Raw genomic sequence first — 23,304 nt, forward strand, 5'->3', positions numbered from 1 at the left:
TGCAATCACCTATAAAACCGACAAGAGGCGATGCTATGAGCAATCCGACCAAAGCCCGCAAAAGTGACAGCAGTGTCGATGCGTGGGCCATTCTGTTCTTGATTATCCTGGTGGTTTCCACTGCCGTGTTCTGGGTCAGCCATCAATAAAAGGGCGTTATCGAGCCTTGTTGTCGACAATCGGCAATTAGCCGAGATTGACCGGCCTGATGCCATTATCATGGGCCGTCATTCCGAAGGGCTCAGGCAACGATGTTGAAGGTTCTCTGCAAGTGCTTGCTGGTGCTGAGCATGCCGTTCTGGGCCATCGCCCAGGCGACGTCGGTGGTGTTTCTCAACCCTGGCAATTCGACCGAGACCTTCTGGGTCAGCTACGCGCAATTCATGCAGGCCGCCGCCAGGGACCTCGGCCTGGATTTGCGTGTGCGCTATTCCGAGCGCAACCCCGAGACCACGCTGGTGCAGGCCCGTGAAGCCCTGCAAGGCGCCGAGCGCCCGGACTACCTGGTGCTGGTCAACGAGCAGTACATTGCCCCGCAGATCTTGCGCCTGGCCCAGGGCAGCGGGGTCAAGCTGCTGATCGTCAACAACGCGCTGACCGCGGACCAGACTCAACTGCTGGACGCCGGCAAATACCCTGACTGGATCGGCAGCATGGTCGCCGACGACGAACAGGCGGGCTACTTGATGCTCACCCAGTTGTTGCGCCTGCATGGGCCTGTCGCCCCCGGCCAGACCCTCGACCTGATCGCGTTCTCCGGGGCCAAGACCACTCCCGCCGCGCAACTGCGCGAGCAAGGCTTGCAGCGCGCCCTGGCGGATCATCCGCAGGTGCGCCTGCGCCAGTTGGTGTATGGCGAGTGGAGTCGCCAGCGCGCTTTCGACCAGGCCACGCAGTTATTCAAACGCTACCCGCAGACCGCGCTGGTGTGGGCGGCCAACGATGAAATGGCGCTGGGGGCAATGGATGCACTCAAAGGCAGCGGGCGCACGCCGGGCAGGGACGTGTTGTTCAGCGCGGTCAACAGTTCGCCCGAAGTGTTGCAGGCGCGCCTTGAGGGGCGCCTGAGTGTGCTGGTGGCCGGGCATTTCACCCTTGGCGGCTGGGCGATGGTGGTGCTGCATGACGATGCCCGCGGCCTGGGCATGGCGCAGTACGGTGGGCGTGAGCGCAAGCTCGGGCTCTTTCGATTGATTGATCCGCCACAAGCCAGGCGCCTTTTAGAGATGCAGGGGCGCGAGGACTACGGCGTCGACTTTCGAGCACTGTCAGCCCAGGGCAAGCCAGCCACCTATCGCTACCCGTTCAGCCTGCAACTGCTGATGCATTGACCGGCTTCAAACACCGGCCAGGTGCAGCACCAGCTTGACGATGGCAAGCAGGGTCAAGGCAAACACGGCGGTAAACACAATACCCAGGATGACAAAGTGGCTGGGCTTGCCATGGGTAAAGTCGCGGGCGCGATTCTTCCCGCTCTGCACCCCGAAGGCGGCTGCCATCACGCTGTGAAGCATCTGCCAGAAAGTCGGTGGCTTGTTGTTGGAATCGTCCATAAAGGCCTCGCGGTAGGGATCAAACCCATGGATGAGGATAGCCAAGTTCCCGCAAAACACCGGCTGTAGCTATCTACCGCCCTGGCGGTTGGCCCGTTCGCTGTACTGGGACTCCTTAACAGAGTCATCAGGAACGAGCGCATGCCAACCTTACCCGCCCCGACAGAGCAGGGGCTACACACCGCATTGATCAAGAACAGCTTGCCCGGCTGGATTGCCCGCAGCGCGGCTGCGGACATCCGACGCTTGAAGCCGGGCCTGCTGCCCGGGCGCGTCCCCGAGGATGCACCACCTGCCTGGCTCAGTAACGCGCCCCAGGGGTTGCGCCAGGCCTTCGCCGACAGCCAGTTGGCCAGTCGCCGCGCCCACGAGCGGCTGGCCAAGACTCTCGACGGCCTCAAGGGCATCACCGAGTTCGCCCAGCCGCTGCTGGAAGACGCCTGGCGCAAACGGTTCGGTGAGGTACCGGACGTCCACAAGCACCAGTTGCACTACCTGCGTTACCGTCAGGTGCCGCAACAGCATTCGCTGTTGCAGGCAGCATTGCTCAACTTTGAAGGCAATGAAGACTTTGCCGATATCGCCCTTGAGCAAACCAGCGCGCTGGCCCCCGAAGGGGCGTTGTTCACCGAGTACTACGGCGAAATTCTGAACGACCATTCACGCCGGGCCCGCTATCGCTACCGCGAAAAGCTCGCCGTCACCCCGGACCAGTTTGCTGCGCTCTGCCGCACGCTGGACCTGGGCCGGCAATACCAGGCGCATTTGCAACAAGTGTTCGAGGAGGCGGGCACCAAGGCCTTGGTGCGCGAGCAGATGATCGACGCGCACAAGAAACTGCTGGCCGTCAGGCTGCACACGGCGCGGATGAAGAACGAAGTCAGCGACAGTGCCTATGCCATGCTCAACGCCTTGCTGGCCGGTACCGAACGGCCGCAGTTGGATGGCAAGCCCGTTGCCTGCAGCCAATTGGCGATTCTCGGCTGCAAGGTGGGTGAAGTCGTACTGATCGGGCCGGGCGTCGGCGCGATGGCAGATGCCCGGCAGCCGTTGGGCTGGGGCACTGTGCTGGTGCCCGGCGCCTCGCTCGGGGAGTTGCTGGTGCCGGCCGCGGCCGACCAGCGGCTGGTGGCGTGGATCCCCGGTGCGCCGTTGTACCCGCTCAAGGAATACCCGTCGATAAAGGCGTTCGAGGCGGAACTGGCGATCAACCTGCGCTCCCCGGAGTATCAGCGGCTGTTTGCCAGCCTGGTGCCGCAAGACGAAGCCCCGGCTTTCCTGCAACGACTGAAGACCAAGCTCTTTACCTTCGAGTGGAACTCCAGAGGCTACATGGAGCAGGTCTACGACCCGAACATCAACCTGGCGCGCCGCGAAAGCCTGATCAGTGGCGAGCTGTTCGGAGCGCTCTATGACAACCACCTGCAACGCCTGAAAGATAACGCCAGAACGCTCGCCGTACCCACCGCCGAGGCGGATCGCAAGGCTGCCCAGGAACGCCACGAACATTGGCTGAGTATTGGCTTGAATGTGCTGAACGTGGCGGCCTTTGTCGTGCCCGGCCTGGGGGAGGTGATGCTGGCGGTTACGGCTGTGCAGCTGGGCCTGGAGGTCTACCATGGCATCGAGGCGTGGAAGGAAGGCGACATGGATGCCGCCTGGGGACATCTGGAGTCGGTGGCGCTGAACGTGGCCTTCATGGCCGCCCTCGGCGGTTCGACGGCCCTGGCCGGTCGCGCGCCGAAAATCCAGGTGTCCCGCTGGGTGGATGGCCTGGTACCGGTCAAACTGCCCAGTGGTGAGGCTCGGCTGTGGAAACCGGACCTGGCGCCGTACCGCAGCGAGGTGGTGCTGGCCCCGGCTCTCAAGCCCAATGCCCGGGGCCAGTACGAGACAGGCGGCAAGATTTATGTGCGTATCGGCGAAAACCTGCATGAAAAGGTCTTCGACAGCCGAATCCGCAAGTGGCGGATCAAACACCCGGAAAATCCCGAGGCTTACCAACCGATCCTTGAACACAACAACGCCGGTGCCTGGCGGCATGTGCATGAGCGGCCCTTCAAATGGGACCGCCTGACCCTGTTGCGACGACTGGGGCCTGCCACTGAAGAATTCTCTGATACGACACTGGGCATTATTGGGGATATCAGTGGGGTCCAGGATGACGTGTTGCGCAAGGCGTATATCGAAGGCAGGCCGCTGCCCGCCGTGCTGGCCGATACCCTGGAGCAGTTCCGCAGCCAGCCAGTGGCGGAAACGGCGCCGCTGGCTGGCGAAGAGGCGGTGCTGCAACGGCGCTTCCCTGGATTGTCGAGGCGAGCCATCCAGGAAATTCTTGATACCGCCAGCGAACAGGAGCGCTTGCAACTGCGCAGTCAGCGTGGAGCCTCGGCGCGCCTGGACAATGCCGCTCGCCGCGCAGTCCAACAAGGCCGCCTGAGCCGTGCCCTGGCGGGGCTGCATCGTCAGGCCGACGCCGGTGCCGACACGGACCGCCTGGCCCTGCATTGCCTGCAACACTTGCCGGGCTGGCCCACCAATCTGCGCCTGGAAGTGCGCTTTCAGGCTGTCGAAGGACCGTTACTGAACAGCATTGGCCCGCAAGATGCGCCGCTGCGCAGATACCTGGTCAAGCAGGGCGAAGCCTTCCAGGCCTACGACGAGCGCGGTGTCGCGCTGAACAGCCGGACCACCGGGCGGCGTAATTTCTTCCAGTCCGTCGTGCATGCGATCCCCGCTGCGGCCCGACCTGGCCTGGACATGCCCGTGGCGACCCTGGACCGGGAACTGCAACAGGCGGTGGCCAGTTATGCCACCCGCCGCCGTAGCCAAATGTCCAATGTGCTCGGCCTGCGCGCACCGCGTTCGCGGCCCGTGTTGACAGGGGCGGGGGGCGTCCTGGGTTACCCGTTGAGCGGTCGGGGCAAAGGCTTTGACGTGGATGCATCGCTGACGGCGAGGGTGCAGGCGCTCTATCCGAACCTCAACGCCGGGCAGGCCAGCGATTTTGTCCTGAGCCGATTGCAGGCCGGTGAAAGCGCCCAACAGATCTTCACCCTGTTGGGGAACCGCCAGCGTGAGTTTGACCTGTTGCAGGCAGAGCTTGATCAGTGGACCGCCGCTGCTGCCGGGCAGGCGGGCGGGGCCAGCCAGCAACAACGGGTAGCGGCCGACATCATCGGTTGCTGGCGCCAGGGCATTTACCGCGAGCGGCCGCCCCAGAGCATTCTGTCGTTGGGCAGCGTGACGGACCTTCCGCGGCTGAGTGCAGACTTTTCCCATGTGCAGGCGCTGAGCGCACATGCCGAGCTTTTGTTGGGTGATCAGGGCGTGCGCCTGGCCGATCAGTTTTCCCGGGTGCGACACCTTGAGGTGTTTCTTGACGCAACGCCGGGCACCGGACTGGTCGACGGGCTGAACCGCTTCGTCGATCTCAACCAACTGACGTTGAATGGTCGGGACGTGGCCTATTCGGTCCCCTTCATTCAACGCCTGGGGGCAATGGAGCGCTTGCAGAACCTGTCCGTCGCGGGGCTTTCGCAAAACCTGGACGTCAGCGCCCTCACGCACCTGCGCTCGCTGCGCATGGAGGGCTCGGTGCAGGAGTGGCCACAGGGGGTGGCGTCACTTGAGCTCCTTGAGAGGCTCGACCTGTGGCGAACAAACATCCGTTCGGTGCCCCCGTCGATGCTCATCGGGCATGAACGCCTGTGGCGCGGCTTGAACCTGCGGTGGGCCGCGTTTGACCGCCGGGAATTCATGGCGGTGTATGAACATGTGCGGGGCAATCCGGCTCACCTGCTCAATGAGCAAGCCCTGGTGCAGGGTTACTGTGAAGGCGTGATGGACCGCTTGAAAAATGTGCACTGGGGGTTTGGCATAGACGTTGTCTCTCAGTTCCGGCAGCAGGGTCTGACCACTGAACAGATACTGGCCCGCACTCACCAGGTATTCGACGAACAGCTCGCCCTGAGCCGGGACCTGGAGGAGTGGGCGGCCAGGGAGTTGCGGGTTGACCGCCGGCAGGTGGATGTCTTTTACCGCCAGCGCGCCGCCGAGCGGCTCCTGGACAGTTGGCGTGAAGGCCTGGGGCCGCGGCTTGCGCCGTCGGGCATGTCGGCGCGCTCCAACCTGCCGACCGCCACACTGAACCTGTCGGGGGGCGTACTGGGCGACTTGCCCGGGTTGCCGGCGGCCGCGTTCGCCCATGTCAAACAGGTCAACCTGAGCGGCACCCGGGTTTCCATTGAGGCGTTGAATGACTTTCTCGGCGCATTCAACGCCATTGAAGACTTGAACCTCAGTGCCAGCAACCTGGCACAGCTGCCTTCGGCCCTGGACAACTTCACCGCCCTGCGCCAGTTGGATCTTTCCCACAACCAACTGAGCATCATCCCGTCCATCCAGCAACGCTTGAGCCGCCTGACGACTCTTGAAACCCTGGACTTGCAATACAACCGTGTCGCGAGCCTGGATCTGCGTGGCCTCAACGCCTTGCGCCACTTGAACCTCAGCCGCACTGGAATAACCGAATGGCCCGAGGGTGTCCTGGACTTGCCAGTCCTGGAGAGCCTGGACCTGAGCCACAGCGCTATCACCCGGGTGCCCGCCCAGGCGCTCACCGGCCACGACACGCTGATGCTCAAGAGCAACCTGCGGGGTTGCCGACTGAATGCCCGGGCCTGCGCCGACATCCTGGCCTTTGCGCAACGCACCCTGCGGGAAAATCCATTGGGCCTTGATGTGGAATTACTGCCGTTGGTGGGGCCGGAAATCTACCTGCACAAGCCGCTGGGCATTCCCCAGGAACAGCTGCGCATCGGCCGGACCGGCGGCGATCCGGAGTATTTCCCGGTCAGGGTCACGGACGACCCCGGCCAGTTGCTGTTGCCCCTGCACGTCGAGAACGTCGACGCGCAAGCACGCCTCACTCCGGCGGCGCGCCTGCAACAACTGGATCCTGCCTTGAGCAGTGCCCAGGCGGTGGCGCGCATTGATGAATGGCTGGCCGCCGGCCTGGGCGCCACCGGCGTCGACACACGCCTGGTGCAGTTGCACGCCGAGCATCAACGCTTGAGCCGGGTGTTGAACAGTTGGATCGACATCGAGGGTTATCGCGAGGGGGGCGGCTGGGTCAGTGCCCTCGACCGTCGTCGTGCCGCCGGCCGGCTCCTTGAAAGCTGGCGCCACAACCTGCGTGCCCGGCCCGAGGTGCCGCCGGTGGACGGGCGCGAGGTACTGGACCTGTCCGGGTTGTATCTGGGCGACCTGCCGACGTTGCCGGCTTCAATGAGCCACGTCAGCGTGCTCGACCTCACCGAGGTGAAGCTGACGGAGCAGGGGTCCAATGGGTTCCTGGGCAGTTTCCCCCACCTGCGCCGGCTTGTGCTCAACAAGAATGGCCTGGCGCACCTGCCCGAGGTGATCAACCAATACACGGCGCTGACTCATCTCGAAGCCACCTACAATGATTTGCGCGACGCTGTGGAGCTACAGGCACTGCTCGGCCCATTAAGTGCGCTGGAATGGCTCGACCTTGGCGAAAACACCCTGGCCAGCCTGGATGTCAGCGGCCTGCGCGGGCTGACAAACCTGGACCTGCACAACAACGTCCTGGAGGAATGGCCGGCCGGGGCATTGGAACTGCCGCGACTGCGCACCCTCGACCTCAGCAATAACCAGATCGAGACCATCCCGGACGATGCCCTGTTGCCTCGCCACAACCTCCTGATGAGCAACACCAACCTGACGGACAACGGGCTGGAAGAACGCGTGTTCGAGCGCCTGAGCGACTTCCTCGAGGAAACGGGGTTCGGCCTGGGCTATACCCGGGAGCAAATTGATCGCGAGCTCGATGGCTTCCTCCTCAGTACCAGTCACGAGGAAGCGGATCTGAGCGGTGAGCTGCATCCGGAGCTGCTGACGCCCGCAGCACAGAAGGCCCAGTGGTTTGCTGGCGTGGCGGCCGACTCCAGCAAACACGCAGTCTGGGAGTCGCTCAAGAGCGCTGACGACAGTGAGGATTTCTTCTACATCATTTCCCAGCTGAAAAACGCCCAGGACTTCATCACCGACCGCCCTGAGTTGACGCGCCGGGTATGGGAGGTGCTGGAGGCCGCCGAGCAACGTCCGGCGTTGCGCGAGCAACTGTTCGGCAAGGCTCGCGGCATGCGGATCAACGCGACCTGCGGTGACGGTTGGATCCTGCTGTTCAGCGACCTTGAAGTCAGTGTCTATGAGTTCAAGGCCCTGGAAACCGTGGAACCCGGAAAAGAAGGCGCGGCGCTGTTCAAGCTGGCCAGAAGCATGATCCGCCTGGAACAGACTGAAGCCACCGCCAGCCGCGTGGTCAGCCTAAAGCCCAGTGTTGACCCGGCGGAAATTCGCCTGGCCTACCGCATCGGCCTGGCCCAACGCCTGGAGTTGCCGCGCCAGCCGTCCGGCATGCTGTACCGCAACCTTTCCCAAGTGAAACAGGCCGATATCGACCAGGCCTACGCCAGCATCATCGGCCGGGAGGCGACCGAGGCGTTCACGGCCGATCTGGTCACGCGCCAGTACTGGGTCGACTACGTGCAGAAGCAATACGCGGCTGACTTTACGACGCTGGCCCAGACCCAGGCCCGCGAGGCTGAAGCCCTGGAGGATCGCTATCCGGCGTTTGGTGCGCAGTACGAGGCGCAAGCCGTGGTCTTGGCCAAGCAAAGGATTGAGCAATGCCAGGCCCTGCTGATTCGCCTGTCCGAGCGGGAGAGAGCAGCACTGAGGCTATAACAGCCTGTGCCCCGGCGGCAGGTCCGGAAACGGGCCTGCCGCGCCTCAGTGGTCGTTACCCAGGTTCGGCGCCAAGGTGCACAAAAACATTTATCTACCTGCGAAGGCGCTCGCCTGTTCGCTGTACTGGGCCACCCAAAAGCGTTCTCAGGAAGCCGCACATGTCTACTCCACCTAACGCCCTCGCGGACGAAAGCTTGCACACCGCCCTGATCAAGGCACGTCTGCCCACGTGGGTTGCCCACATGGCCCCCGTCGATGTGCGCCGGCTCAAACATGGACTGTTGCCCGGCAGGGAGCGGCCTGCCACCAAGGTCCCGCTCTCGCCCGCATTGAACAAGGCACTCGATGACAGTCGCAAGGCCAGCCGTCAGTCCCGCGAAGCCTTGGCCAAGGGCCTTGGCGCGCTGCAAGGCATTGTCGAATTCGCCCAGCCCAAGCTGGAAGCGGCGTTGCGCGAGGCGATGGGCGAGGCCCCGGACGTCAACAAAAACCAGCTGCATTACCTGCGGTATCGCCAGGCCCCGCAGCAGCATTCGTTGTTGCAGGCAGCGTTGCTGAACTTCGAGGGCGATGAAGACTTCACCGATATCGCCCTCGAACAGACCAGCGCCCTGGCGCCGGAAGGTGCGCTGCTGACCGAGTACTACGGCGAGGCGCGGGCGGATGGCTCGCGTGCGGCGCGTTATCGCTACAGCGCAACCCTGTCGATGACTCCACAAACCTTTTCCACCCTGTGCCGCACCCTGGACCTGGGGCAGCAATACCAGGCCCACCTGGCGCAGGTGTTCGATGCCGCTGCCACTCGGGCCGTGGTGCGGGAGCAGATGATTCGCGCGCAAAAAGACCTGCTGACGGTACGCCTGTATGCCGCATGGGCGCAGGGCGACATCGGGGCGGCGGTGTTTCTCGTGTTGCGTGAGTTGCTGGCAGGTACTTCGCGGCCGCTGCTGGAGGGTGAGGCCGTCCGTTTCGGTCAACTGTCGATCCTGGGCTGCGAGTTGGGGGAGGTGCTGCTGATCGGGCCGGGTGTCGCACCGACCCGGTCCGTGATCCCGCCCTTGTTTCCTGGGGCAGGTGTGAGCGGGCTGCTTCCCGTGGCGCCTGATACGCGGGTGGTGGCCTGGATTCCGGGCGCGCCGCAGTGCCCGCTCAAGGAATACCCGTCTATGCAGGCGTTCGACAAGGAACTGGCGGTGAACCTGCGCTCACCTGCCTATCAGCAGTTGTTTGCCAGCCTGGTACCTCAGCAACAGGCGCCGCAGTTCCTTGAGCGCCTCAAGGAAAAACTCTACACATTCACCTGGAACCCGCGAGGCTACAAGGAGCAGGTCTACGACGAGCAAATCAACTTGAACCGGCGAGAACGGATGATCGAGGGGGAGCTGTTCGGCGCGCTCTACGAGCGGCATGTACAGCGCCTCAAGGACAATGCCAGAACCCTGGCGGTGCCCACTGCGGAGGCTGACCGAAAAGCCGCACAGGCACGCCATGCTCACTGGTTGAGCATGGGTTTGAACACATTGAATGTGGCCGCATTCATGGTGCCCGGCCTGGGGGAGCTGTTGTTGGCGGTCACGGCGATTCAGTTGGGCCTGGAGGTCTATCACGGCATCGAATCCTGGCAGGAGGGCGATATGGATGCGGCATGGGAGCACCTGGAGTCGGTGGCGCTGAATCTCGGGTTCATGGCCACCCTGGGCGGGGCGGCAGCCCTCGCTGGCCGGGCGCCCGCTATCCAGGTGTCGAAATGGGTCGATGGGCTGGTGCCGGTGAAGTTGCCGAACGGCGAAAGGCGCCTGTGGAAACCCGACCTTGCGGCCTACCGCAGTCATACCGTTCTGGATGCATCACTCAAGCCCAATGCCCAGGGTCAGTACGCGCAGGACGGCAAAATGTATGTGCGCCTGGGTGAAAGCCTTTATGAAAAGGCTTTTGATGCGCGGACTCGAAAATGGCGGATCCAGCATCCGAACAATCCCGCCGCGTACCAGCCGATCCTCGAGCACAACCAGGCGGGTGCCTGGCGCCATACCCATGAACGCCCACTGGAATGGGACCGCCTGACCTTGCTGAGGCGCCTGGGTCATGAAACCCAGGGAATCAGCGATGCAACGTTGAGCGCCCTTGGCGACATCAGCGGCATCAGTGATGACCTGTTGCGCAAGGTCCACATAGATGGTTTGCCGATGCCTGCCGTGCTGGCCGATACGTTGCAGTTGTTTCGCGGCGCGCCGCCACAGGCTGTACTCCTGTCCCCCGAGGGCGCAGTGTTGCAGCGCCGCTTTGCTTCTTTGTCCCGAGGCGGGATCAACGAAATTATCAGTACGGCCAGCGATAAGGAACGCCTGCAGATACTGGGCCGAACCGGTGTTGCGCCGCGCCTGGATAACCTGGCGCGGCGTGCGGTACAGCAACGTCGCCTGAGCAGTGCGTTGGCCGGCTTGCACCTGCCGGCGCTCGCCAGCCTGGACAGTGACCGGCTGGCGTTGCATTGCTTGCAGCAACTGCCGGGCTGGTCTCCCACGCTGCGCCTGGAACTGCGCGCCGACAACCCCAGTGGGCGCTTGCTGGCTGAAGTCGGGCCTGAAGACGCGGCAGTGCGCCGTTACCTGGTCAAAAAAGGCGAGACATTCCTGGCTTACGACCTGCAGGGGGCTCCTCTTAACAGTCCGGTCCCCGGCAGTCGTAATTTCTACCCATCAATCGTCCATGCCTTGCCCGTAACCCTGCGCCAGTCACTGGGTTTGCCGCTGGCCAGCGCGGACGTCGATTTGCAGCAAACCCTGGCACGGTATGCCACGGCACACCGCCTCGAAATGGCCGCCGTGCTGAAGATACGCGCGCCCATGGCTCGCCCGGCGTTGCGTCTGGCGAGCGGGTCATTAGGTTATGCCCTGAGCGGCCGGGGTGCGGCCCAGGCACCCAATGCCGCCCTGGCGGCCAGGGTTCGCGATGTTTACCCCAACCTCAGCGATGAGGCGGCCCAGCTGTTTGTGCAAAGTCTGTTGCAGGCCGGCCAGCGCCCCCCACAGATCTATGAGTTGATTGGCAACCGCGAGCGCGAACTGACCCGGTTACGCATGACCCTGGATCAGTGGGTGACGCAAAACAGTGCTCAGGCGGGGGCACAACATACGGCAGACACCCTGATCAATTGCTGGCGCGAAGGCGCGTACCGGGGCTTGAAACCCCATGCCTATCTGTCACTGGGCAAGGCCGGTAACTTGCCGGCGCTGGATGCTGATTTTTCCCATGTGCGAGGGTTGGGCGTAAGCGGCGAAACCCTGGCGGGCGCCCAGGGCACCAGGCTTGCGCAGCAGTTCTCCAACGTCGAAGTCCTGAATGTGTTTACCGAGCCCGCCCATGTCGAAGCGATTGCCGCGGGCCTCGGGCTGTTTCCCAAGCTTGAAGAGTTGTCGATCGACGGCTGGGGCTTGACCTATTCGCCGGCCTTTTTGCAACGCCTTAACACGTTGAGCCAATTGCGCCGGTTAGTCCTGACGGGCGCGCTGGACGCGTTGGATGTCAGTGGCTTGAAACAGCTGCTTGCCTTGCGGGTGGCGGGCGCCCTGAAAGAGTGGCCGGTAGGTGTTCTGACGTTAGACAAACTGGAGACGCTCGACCTGTTGGCGACCGGGATAAATACCATGCCGGCGGCAATGCTTGAGGGCCACGAGCGCCTGTGGCGTGGCCTTACCCTCAACTGGGCAGCGTTTGAGCGACGTGCGTTCATGCCGGTGTATCAGCACGTGAAAGGCCACCCGGGGCATTTGGTGGATGAAGTGCTGATGGTGGACGCTTATTGTGAAGGCGCGTTGCGACGCCTGAAAGACAGCGACCCGGCGTTTGCGCCCAGTGCCTTGGCGTACCTGCGGCGCCATCGGTTGACCAGTGACGCCAAGTTGACCCGTGTGCACGCCTTGCTGGATGAACATGCAACCTTGCAGCAGGCGCTGGAAGAGTGGCAGGGCAGGGAAGTGGAGGTCGACCGGCGACCGGTGGACCCGCTCAATCGTCAACGTGCGGCAGACAAGCTCATGGCTTACTGGCGCGATGGCCTCGACCCACGTTTTGCCTCCCCCCGTGAGGTGGCCGGGCCTTCTTCGCCAGCCGCCTCCGAGGGGGTCATGCTGGACCTGTCGGGTACGGTACTGGGGGATTTGCCGCTGATGCCGGCCGCAGCTTTTGCCCACGTGCAGCGCTTGAACCTCGCAGGCACCCGGGTTTCAGTGGCGGCATTGAACGATTTCCTCCCCCAGTTCACCCAAATCCACGGCCTGGACCTGAGCCGCAGCAACCTGATGGACCTGCCGGCGTCCCTGACGCAGTTGAGGTCTCTCAAACAGCTGGACCTGGCGCACAACCAGTTGACGATCACTGAGGCGATACAGCAGCGCCTCAGCGCCCTGGTCACGCTTCGAGGGTTGAACCTGGATTACAACCGTGTGGGTACCCTGGATGTCAGCGGGCTCAACCAGCTGCGCAGCCTGAACCTGAGCCACACCGCGACCACCGCCTGGCCGACAGGTTGGCTGGCATTGCCCGAACTGCGTCAAGTGGATCTGAGCTACAGCGCTATTACCACGATCCCCCAGGCTGCACTGACCGGCCATGACCTGCTGATGCTCAGCAGCAACGTGCGTGGCTGTCGCCTGACCTTGCCGGCTTGTGCCGACATACAGCGTTTTGCCCTGCGTACCTACCAGGACAATCCGTTGAACGTCGCACCGGCCATGCTGCCGGTTTTTGGCCCGAGCTTTTACCTGGATAAACCCTTGGGCATTCCCCGCGAAGGGCTGGCGGAGGGCAGAACGGGGGGCGATCCGGAATACTTTCCCCTTGAGGTCACGGACAGTCCCGATCTGCTCCTCGCGCTGGAGGTAGAGGTGCCCAACAGTGAAGTTCGGCAGACACCTGCGCAGCGTCTGCAACAAATAGACCCGGCGTTGTCCACGCGCGATGCGGTACGGCGCATTGACGAACTGCTTGCCAGTGGCCTGGGCGCACTGGAGGTCGAGGCATGCCTGGTTCGGTGGCGCACGGGCTACCGGGGTATGGTGCGGGTGTTGAACGACTGGATCGATATTCGCGGTTATCGCCAGGGGGGCGGCTGGGTCAGCGCGGTGGACCGTCGTCGCGCGGCCGACAGGCTTATCGACAGTTGGCGCCATACCTTGCGGGCGCACCCCGAGGTTGCGCCGGGCGATGGGCGCGAGGTCCTTCAATTGAACGACCTGTATCTGGGTGACCTGCCGGCGTTACCCGAGCCGTTGGCCCATGTGAGGGTGTTGAACCTCAACGCAGTCAAGCTTACTGAGCAGGGCTCCAATGCGTTCCTGCGGGCGTTTCCCAAGCTGCGTACCCTGACTCTCAACAATAATGGCCTGATGAGCCTGCCCGACGCCGTCGGCGAATGCTCGATACTCACCGAGCTGCGCCTGAGCCATAACGAACTGCGCTATCGCAGCGAGCTGCAGGGCCAGCTCAATCGGCTGACCGCGCTGGAGCGCCTGGACCTGAGTGAGAACGTCCTCGATTCTTTGGACATCAGCAGCCTGCCTCAATTGCAGTCATTGGAACTGCGTGGCAATAACCTTCTGGCGTGGCCGCAGGGTGTCCTCCAGGCTGCGCAGTTGCGCCACCTGGACCTGCGCAGCAACCGTATCGAAACCATCCCTGAAGACGCGTTGCTGCCCCAGCACAGCGCTCTGATGTGGGGCACGGACCTGTCCGATAACCTGCTGTTTGAGGAAGATCTTGCACGCTTGCGCGTCTACCAGCAGCAGACCGATTGTGGCCTGGGATTTTCCGCCGAGGAACTGGAAGACGCACTGGAGGGGTACCACAGTACCGATAGCAGCTCCGGGTCGGACATCCACCCTGAACTCTTGACCCCGGAACAACAAAAGGCCCAATGGTTCTCGGGTATTGCCGCCGATTCGGCCCGCCACCGGGTATGGAGCGTGCTCAAGCAGGCCGAAAACAGCGAGGATTTTTTCTACATCATTTCCCAGTTGAAGAACGCCCAGGATTTCTTGCACGACCGCGCCGACCTGACTCGCCGGGTGTGGGCGGTGCTTGAGGCGGCGGAGCAATACCCGCACTTGCGCGAGCAACTATTTGGCCAGGCCCAGGCGATGCGGGTAAGGGCTACCTGTGGTGACGGCTGGATCCTCCTGTTCAGTGATCTTGAAGTCAGCGTGTATGAGTTCAAGGCCCTGAGGGCCCTTGCACCCGGGCAGGAAGGCACCACGCTGTTCAACCTGGCCCGGCGCATGATCCGTCTCGATGAAGCGGAGCGCATTGCTGGCGAAGCGATCAACCGCAGCCCCGGCATCGATCCGGCGGAAATTCGCCTGGCCTACCGCATTGGCCTGGCCGAGCGCCTGGATCTGCCTCACCAACCGTCCACCATGCTGTACCGCAACCTGTCCCGGGTGACCCAGGCCAATATCGATCAGGCGTATGCCGCCATTATGGCCAGAGAGAGTACTCCGGTGTTTATGCAAGAGCTGGTCAAGCGCCCGTACTGGGTCAGCTACTTGCAGAAGCTGTATCCCGAAGAGTTTTCGGTGTTGGCCCAGGCGCATCAGGTCAAGGTAGATGCCCTGGAGGAGCTTCACCCGGACCTCAGCGCCCAATACCTGAGCGAAGTCGCAGCCTTGGACACCGAAAACCTTGCCGAGCAACAGGCACTGGCGCTCAGGCTTTCGGGGCGGGCGAGGAGGGACCTGGGGATCTGACCCGGGCGCCCAGCCGGCTGGACGCCCGGGTCAGCGCATCACGACTTAGTTGTCGTAACCCAGGTTCGGCGCCAGCCAGCGTTCGGTCACGCTCAGGTCCTGGTCCTTGCGGGCGGTGTAGCTGGCGACCTGGTCCTTGTCGATCTTGCCCACCGCAAAGTACTGCGCCTGCGGGTGAGCGAAGTACCAGCCGCTGACAGCCGCTGCCGGGAACATCGCGTAGTGCTCGGTCAGGAACACGCCGCTGCGGCCGGCGTGCATCTCCTGGGCCTCAGGGTCCAGCAGTTGGAACAACTGGGCCTTCTCGGTGTGGTCCGGGCACGCCGGGTAACCCGGGGCAGGGCGGATACCGCTGTACTGCTCCTTGATCAGCGCTTCGTTATCCAGCACTTCGTCCTTGGCGTAGCCCCAGTGCTCTTTACGCACCTGCTGGTGCAGCCACTCGGCGCAGGCTTCGGCCAGGCGGTCGGCCAGGGCCTTGACCATGATCGAGTTGTAGTCGTCGCCGGCGTCCTGGTAGGCCTTCGCCACTTCTTCAGCGCCGATGCCGGCGGTGGTGATAAAGCCACCGATGTAGTCGGTCACGCCGCTGTCCTTGGGCGCGACGAAGTCGGCCAGGGAGAAGTTCGGCTTGCCGTCGGTCTTGATGATCTGCTGGCGCAAATGGTGCAGCCTGGCAATCGGCTGGCCGTCATCGCCGTAGACTTCCAGGTCATCGTCCTGCACCTGGTTGGTCGGCCAGAAACCGAACACCGCGCGGGCGCTGATGAGTTTTTCGTCGATCAGCTTCTTGAGCATTTCCTGTGCGTCGGCGTACAGCGCCGTCGCCGCTTCACCCACCACTTCATCGGTGAGGATGCGCGGGAACTTGCCGGCCAGGTCCCAGGAGATGAAGAACGGTGTCCAGTCGATGTACTCGGCCAGGACGTTGAGGTCGATATTGTCCAGCACCTTGGCGCCGGTAAACGTCGGCTTGACCGGCGTGTAGCTGCTCCAGTCGAACTGCGGCTTCTTGGCGATGGCGGCCGGGTAGCTCAGGCGCTCGGTGCGCGCGCTGCGGTTGGAGGTGCGCTCGCGCACGTCGATGTATTCCAGGCGGGTTTTCTCGACGAATGCCGGCTTCAATTCCTTGGACAGCAATTGCGTCGCCACGCCCACGGCGCGGGAGGCGTCGGTGACGTAGATCACCGCGTCGTTGCTGTATTTGGGCTCGATCTTCACGGCCGTGTGGGCCTTGGAAGTGGTGGCGCCACCGATCATCAGCGGCAGGTGGAAATCCTGGCGCTGCATCTCGCGGGCGACGTGCACCATCTCGTCCAGGGACGGGGTGATCAGCCCGGACAGGCCGATGATGTCGCACTTCTGTTCCTTGGCCACCTGCAGGATTTTCTCGGCCGGGACCATCACGCCCAGGTCGACGATGTCGTAGCCGTTGCAACCCAGCACCACGCCGACGATGTTCTTGCCGATGTCGTGCACGTCGCCCTTCACCGTGGCCATCAGGATCTTGCCCTTGGCTTCCGGCTTGTCGCCTTTTTCCAGCTCGATGAACGGGATCAAGTGGGCCACGGCCTGCTTCATCACCCGGGCGGATTTCACCACCTGGGGCAGGAACATTTTGCCGGCGCCGAACAGGTCGCCGACGATGTTCATGCCGGACATCAGCGGGCCTTCGATCACCTCGATCGGGCGCGCGAACGACTGCCGGGATTCTTCGGTGTCTTCGACAATGTGGGTGGTGATGCCCTTGACCAGCGCGTGTTCCAAGCGCTTGTTGACTTCCCAGCCACGCCATTCTTCGGTCTCGGCTTCCTTGACGCTGCCGTCGCCCTTGTACTTGTCGGCAATGGCGAGGAGGGCGTCGGTGCCTTCCGGGGTGCGGTTGAGCACCACGTCTTCCACCGCGTCACGCAGCTCGGCCGGGATCTGGTCGTAGATCTCCAACTGGCCGGCGTTGACGATACCCATCGTCAGGCCGTTGCGGATCGCATACAGCAGGAACACCGAGTGGATGGCCTCACGCACCGGGTTGTTGCCACGGAACGAGAACGACACGTTGGACACGCCGCCGGAGGTCAGCGCATACGGCAGCTCGTCGCGGATGTAGGCACAGGCGTTGATGAAATCGACGGCGTAGTTGTTGTGCTCTTCGATACCGGTGGCGACCGCGAAGATGTTCGGGTCGAAGATGATGTCTTCCGGCGGGAAGCCGACTTCATTCACCAGGATGTCGTAGGAGCGTTTGCAGATTTCTTTCTTGCGCGCTTCGGTGTCGGCCTGGCCGGCTTCGTCGAACGCCATCACCACCACCGCCGCGCCGTAGCGCTTGCACAGCTTGGCGTGGTGAATGAACTGCTCCACGCCTTCCTTCATGCTGATGGAGTTGACGATGCCCTTACCCTGGATGCACTTCAGGCCAGCCTCGATCACTTCCCACTTGGAGGAGTCGATCATGATCGGCACGCGGGAGATGTCCGGCTCGCCGGCAATCAGGTTGAGGAAGGTCACCATGGCCTTCTTCGAATCCAGCATGCCTTCGTCCATGTTGATGTCGATCACCTGGGCGCCGGCTTCCACCTGCTGCAGGGCGACTTCCAGGGCTTCGGTGTAGTTGTCTTCACGGATCAAGCGGGCGAAGCGGGCGGAACCGGTGATGTTGGTGCGCTCGCCGACGTTGACGAACAACGAGTTGCGATCAATGGTGAACGGTTCCAGGCCCGACAGGCGGCAGGCCTTCGGAATGTCCGGGATCGGGCGCGGTGCGTAACCGGCCACGGCCTTGGCGATGGCTTCAATATGGCCCGGGGTGGTACCGCAGCAACCACCGACGATGTTCAGGAAGCCGCTCTGGGCGAATTCCTCGATGACCTTGGCGGTTTCCGACGGCAGTTCGTCGTACTCGCCGAATTCGTTGGGCAGGCCGGCGTTCGGGTGGGCGGAAACGTGGGTGTTGGCCTTGTTCGACAGCTCTTCCAGGTACGGACGCAGCTCGCTCGCCCCCAGTGCGCAGTTCAGGCCCACAGACAGCGGCTTGGCGTGGCTGACCGAGTTCCAGAAGGCTTCGGTGGTCTGGCCCGACAGGGTGCGGCCGGAGGCGTCGGTGATGGTGCCGGAGATCATGATCGGCAGTTCGACGTTCAATTCTTCGAACACGCCCTGTACGGCGAAGATCGCGGCCTTGGCGTTGAGGGTGTCGAAAATGGTTTCGATCAGGATCAGGTCGGCGCCGCCTTCGATCAGGCCTTTGGTGGCTTCGGTGTAGTTTTCCACCAGCTCATCGAAGGTCACGTTGCGGTAGCCGGGGTTGTTTACGTCGGGCGACAGCGAGCAGGTACGGCTGGTCGGACCGAGCACCCCGGCGACGAAGCGCGGCTTGGCCGGGTTTTCCAGGGTCTTGGCGTCGGCGATCTTGCGCGCCAGGCGCGCGCCTTCTACGTTTAGTTCGTAGGCGAGGTCTTCCATGCCGTAGTCGGCCATGGAAATGCGCGTGGCGTTGAAGGTGTTGGTTTCCAGGATGTCGGCGCCGGCATCCAGGTAGGCTTTCTCGATGCCGCCGATCACGTCCGGACGGGTGATTACCAGCAGGTCGTTATTGCCCTTGACGTCGCTCGGCCAGTCGGCGAAGCGTTTGCCACGGTAGTCCTGCTCTTCCAGTTTATAGCTCTGGATCATCGTGCCCATGCCGCCGTCGAGGATCAGGATGCGTTCCTTGAGGGCTTGGTGGAGGGCTTGCAGACGAGCGCTACGATCGGGCATGGGACTACTCTGGTCAGGTATTACGGAGGGCGAAGATCATAACAAACCTGTGCGCTTTTAGAGCATGTGCTGGGTTTGCATGAATATCGTTCATGTTGGCGGGGGCGTTACATCGGTAGAATCGACGGGTTTTTCACTGCACGCATTGAATCGGGACCGGAAACATGTCACTTCGCCTCATCGTCAGCGCCGCGTTTGCGCTGTTCGCCCTTACCGCACAGGCAGAAGGTCCCGCCCCGGCGATCTCTTATACCCGTGACATCCAGCCGATCTTCACCGAGAAATGCGTGGCCTGCCACGCCTGCTACGACTCGGCCTGCCAGCTCAACCTGGGCAGTGCCGAAGGCGCCGCACGTGGCGCGACCAAGGTGCCGGTGTACGACGGCGAGCGCAGCCAGGCCAGCCAGCCCACCCGTTTGTTCTATGACGCCTTCGGCAAAGCCGCCTGGCAGCAAAAGGATTTCTACTCGGTACTCGACGCCCAGGGCAGCCAGGCCGCACTGATGGCGCGCATGCTGGAGCTGGGGCATAACGCGCCGCTTGCGCCCAACGCCAAGCTGCCCGACGACATCGTGCTGGGCCTGAGCCGCGAAAACACCTGCCCGATGCCGGGGGAGTTCAACGCCTACGCAGGTAACCACCCGAAGGAAGGCATGCCCCTGGCCGTCACCGGCTTGACCGACCAGCAGTACCAGACCCTGCAACGCTGGCTGGCCTCCGGCGCACCGATCGACGAACAAGGCCTGGCCCCGAGTGCCAAGGAAGCCTTGCAAGTGCAGCAATGGGAAAACCTGTTCAACCAGCCCGGGGCCCGGGAAAGCCTGGTGGCGCGCTGGTTGTTCGAGCACCTGTTCCTTGCCCACATCTACTTTGAAGGCGGCGAGCCGGGGCATTTCTTCCAGTGGGTACGCTCGCGCACCCCGAGCGGGCAGCCGATCGACCTGATCAACACCCGCCGCCCCAACGACGACCCGGGCACCCAGGTGTACTACCGCCTGTGGCCGGTGCAGGGGGTGATCGTGCACAAGACTCACATCACCTATCCGTTCAGCGCCGAGAAGATGGCCCGGATCAAGTCGCTGTTCTATACCGATGACTGGCAGGTGCAAGCCTTGCCGGGCTACGGGCCGGGCCGGCGTGCGAACCCGTTCGAGACCTTCGAGGCGATTCCGGCCAAGGCGCGCTACCAGTTCATGCTGGATAACGCCGAATACTTCGTGCGCACCTTCATTCGCGGGCCGGTATGCCGGGGCCAGATCGCCACGGACGTGATCCGCGACAACTTCTGGACCCTGTTCCAGGACCCCGACCACGACCTGTATATCACCGATGCCCGCTACCGCGGCCAGGCCACGCCGTTGCTGGCGATGCCGGGGCAGATTGACGATGTGGGCAGCGTGCTCAGCCTCTGGCTCAAATACCGCGACAAGCGCAACGAGTACGAAGCGTTGCGCCGGGACAGTTATGCCGACCTGCCGCCGCCGAGCTGGTCGAGCCTGTGGGCGGGCAACGACAACGCCTTGTTGAGCATCTTCCGTCACTTCGACAGCGCCTCGGTGACCAAGGGCTTGATTGGCGAAGTGCCGCAAACCCTGTGGCTGTTCGACTATCCGTTGCTGGAGCGCACCTACTACCAGTTGGCGGTGAATTTCGATGTGTTCGGCAACGTTTCCCATCAGGCCCAGACGCGCCTGTATTTCGACCTGATCCGCAACGGTGCCGAGCAGAACTTCCTGCGCCTGATGCCGGCGGACTCGCGGGATGACTTCCTTGACGATTGGTACCAGAACAGCGGCAAGGTCAAGCTGTGGCTGGACTATGAAGCCATCGACGATGACAAGCCCACGGGCCTCAAGCTCGATGAAAAGGACCCCAAGCGCGACTTCGCCAACCAGTTGCTGGCCCGTTACGGCGACCTGAACGCCAGCCCGGACCCGATCAACCGTTGCGTCAGCGCCTATTGCTCGCGTCCGGGCATTGACCCTGCGTTGCAGGACGCCGAACAGGCCCTGAGCCGCCTGACCAACCGCCCGGCGGCGGGGCTCAAGGTGATCGACCTGTTGCCGGAAGCGACCATGCTGCGCATCGAAACCCGCAGCGGCAAACGTGAGATGTACAGCCTGTTGCGCAACCGCGCCCACAGCAACGTGGCCTTTATGCTCGGTGAGGCTTATCGCTATCAGCCGGGCCTGGACACCGTGACCATCTATCCCGGGGTGCTGAGCAGCTACCCGAACTTCATGTTCAACATTCCGGCGCAGCAAGTGCCGGAGTTTGTCGCTGCCATGGAGAATGCCAAGGACGCCAATCGCTTCGAGAAGATTGTCGACCGCTGGGGCATCCGCCGCAGTCACCCGCAGTTCTGGCAGTACTTCCACGACCTGTCGCAGTACATCCGCGAAACCACGCCGGTGGAAGAGGGCGTGCTGGACATGAACCGCTACGAGAATCTTTGATCGACCTTTGACCGTCGACGGCTGTCCCAAGCCATAGGCACCTGAATAACCGGTGTCGAGGGTTGGGAGAGTGGGTCGACGATGTTGATTTCAGTACAGGCACTGCGCGCCCTGGCGGCCTGGACCGTGGTGGGTCATCACTTCATGCAGATTTTCTTTGGCTTTAAGGCCGATTCGGCGCTGGGCCACCTGTTTGTCGACAAAGGTGCGGCGGGCGTGGATGTGTTTTTTGTGATCAGCGGCCTGGTGATCTTCCTCTCCACCGAGAACAAACAGCTGCCGCCCTGGCGATTCCTGCTGTATCGCCTGCTGCGAATCGTCCCGGCCTACTGGTTCTACACGCTGTTGATGGCGCTGCTGGTGGTGTTTGCGCGGCCGGTGTTGCCGGACCAGAGCGTCGATGCGGCCCATGTGTTGATGTCCTTGCTGTTCATACCTTCCGAAAATCCCGGTGGTTATGGGGTGTACCCGACCTTGAACGTCGGCTGGACCCTGAACTACGAGATGCTCTTCTACGTGCTGTTTGCGTGGGCGTTGCTGTTTCGCCGGCAGTGGCGGGTGCTGGTGGTGGGCGCGTTGTTGTTCGCGGTGTGCCAGGCGTGGACTTCTTTCGGCTGGATCAGCGAATTCTATCGTTCGGACATTGTGTATGAGTTCCTGCTGGGGATAGGCATCGGCATGCTTTACCGCAAGGGCTGGATTCGCCCCGGGCTGTGGCTTCCATTGCTGGGGATTGCGGGGGCATTGCTGGCGATCTATCACTGGCCGGCATCGCCGCGGGCCCTGACCTGGGGCTTGCCGAGTGCGGTGCTGGTGGTGGCCTGTATCTCGATGGAACGCTATTTCGAGCGCAGCCGACTGCTCAAGGTGATGGGGGATTGTTCCTACTCGGTCTATCTGATGCACGTGCTGGTGTTGTCCGCTGGCGGTTTTGTCGCCCAGCGTTATGGGGTGAATGCCTACGTGATGCTCGGCGTGTGCGTGGTGCTGATCGCCCTTGGGTCGCTGGCCAGCTATCACTGGCTGGAAAAGGGCAGCTATCGTCGGCTCAAAGGCTGGTTCGATGGCGACGAACGGTTGGTGCTTTCCCGACAAAAATACTAGGACTTTGTACCTCGGTAATAATTTGGCGTAAACTGCCGGCAAGCCTGCGAGGAGTTTCCATGACCGCCATAACCATTACCGACGCCGCCCACGATTACCTGGCTGATCTGCTGTCGAAGCAGAACACCCCGGGCATTGGCATCCGCGTCTTTATCACCCAGCCCGGCACCCAGTACGCTGAGACGTGCATTGCCTACTGCAAGCCGGGAGAAGAAAAACCTGAAGATACGGCGTTGGGGCTGAAAAGCTTCACCGCGTATATCGATGCGTTCAGTGAAGCGTTTCTTGACGATGCGGTGGTTGATTACGCCACGGATCGCATGGGCGGCCAACTGACCATCAAGGCGCCAAACGCCAAGGTGCCGAATGTTAATGCGGATAGCCCGATTAACGAGCGCATCAACTATTACCTGCAGACCGAGATTAACCCTGGGTTGGCCAGCCACGGTGGTCAGGTGAGTCTGATTGACGTGGTTGATGATGGTATTGCTGTGTTGAAGTTTGGTGGCGGTTGCCAGGGCTGTGGCCAGGCGGACGTGACCTTGCGTGAGGGTATTGAGCGTACGCTGCTTGAGCGGGTTCCGGAGCTCAAGGGTGTGCGGGATGTGACTGACCATACGCAGAAAGAAAACGCCTACTACTAAGGGTGTTCGCTGCTGGTGTGGAAAAACGGCGCCCCGTGAGCGCCGTTTTTTTTGCTTGGGATTCAGTGGGTTGTGTGGGGATTGTGAGGTTTTGGGTTAGGTATGTTGTGTACATATCCGTTGCTGCGGTAACGGCTATTTATGGTTCCGCTTTTACAGCGGGTCACTTTTGGCAAACGCCCCAAAAAGTAACCAAAAGGTCTTTGCCCCACCACTCGGTGCCTCGCTTAGGCTCGGCATGCCCGCACTCCGGCACGGCTCCGCGGGCCGC

Annotated in this window: 8 protein-coding genes; 6 read left to right on the plus strand and 2 right to left on the minus strand. The window is 62.5% G+C overall.

Annotated elements, in window-relative coordinates; translation table 11 throughout:
- The first annotated feature begins 251 nt into the window (after positions 1-251).
- Positions 252-1,331, plus strand: coding sequence for an ABC transporter substrate-binding protein (locus HX824_RS20435; RefSeq protein ID WP_177054994.1), 1,080 nt, complete (start codon positions 252-254; stop codon positions 1,329-1,331).
- A gap of 6 nt (positions 1,332-1,337) precedes the next feature.
- Here the strand turns inward: HX824_RS20435 and HX824_RS20440 are convergent, their stop codons facing one another.
- Positions 1,338-1,553, minus strand: coding sequence for a DUF2970 domain-containing protein (locus HX824_RS20440; RefSeq protein WP_177054995.1), 216 nt, complete (start codon positions 1,551-1,553; stop codon positions 1,338-1,340).
- A 141-nt stretch (positions 1,554-1,694) separates the two neighbouring features.
- On the opposite strand from HX824_RS20440, the gene HX824_RS20445 reads away from it, so the two are divergent.
- Both HX824_RS20445 and HX824_RS20450 read left to right on the plus strand, forming a co-directional pair.
- On the plus strand, positions 1,695-8,327 hold the full coding sequence (locus HX824_RS20445; RefSeq protein WP_256347039.1) for an NEL-type E3 ubiquitin ligase domain-containing protein: 6,633 nt from the start codon (positions 1,695-1,697) through the stop codon (positions 8,325-8,327).
- A 161-nt stretch (positions 8,328-8,488) separates the two neighbouring features.
- The gene (locus tag HX824_RS20450; protein WP_177054996.1) at positions 8,489-15,073 is read left to right on the plus strand and encodes an NEL-type E3 ubiquitin ligase domain-containing protein; all 6,585 of its coding nucleotides are present in this window, start codon (positions 8,489-8,491) and stop codon (positions 15,071-15,073) included.
- Positions 15,074-15,118: 45 nt separating this feature from the next.
- Here HX824_RS20450 and metH read toward each other — a convergent pair whose 3' ends face one another.
- On the minus strand, positions 15,119-18,829 hold the full coding sequence (gene metH / locus HX824_RS20455) for a methionine synthase (protein WP_177054997.1): 3,711 nt from the start codon (positions 18,827-18,829) through the stop codon (positions 15,119-15,121).
- A gap of 164 nt (positions 18,830-18,993) precedes the next feature.
- On the opposite strand from metH, the gene HX824_RS20460 reads away from it, so the two are divergent.
- The 3 genes from HX824_RS20460 (at position 18,994) to nfuA (ending at position 23,033) form a co-directional block, all read left to right on the plus strand.
- Positions 18,994-21,285: a fatty acid cis/trans isomerase gene (locus tag HX824_RS20460; protein WP_003210812.1), complete on the plus strand. Its 2,292-nt coding sequence runs from the start codon at positions 18,994-18,996 to the stop codon at positions 21,283-21,285.
- An 81-nt stretch (positions 21,286-21,366) separates the two neighbouring features.
- Positions 21,367-22,389: an acyltransferase gene (locus tag HX824_RS20465; protein WP_003210814.1), complete on the plus strand. Its 1,023-nt coding sequence runs from the start codon at positions 21,367-21,369 to the stop codon at positions 22,387-22,389.
- Positions 22,390-22,448: 59 nt separating this feature from the next.
- Positions 22,449-23,033: a Fe-S biogenesis protein NfuA gene (gene nfuA / locus HX824_RS20470; RefSeq protein WP_003210817.1), complete on the plus strand. Its 585-nt coding sequence runs from the start codon at positions 22,449-22,451 to the stop codon at positions 23,031-23,033.
- Positions 23,034-23,304: the final 271 nt, after the last annotated feature.

Source organism: Pseudomonas sp. D4002, from assembly GCF_013385665.1.
Lineage (GTDB): Bacteria > Pseudomonadota > Gammaproteobacteria > Pseudomonadales > Pseudomonadaceae > Aquipseudomonas.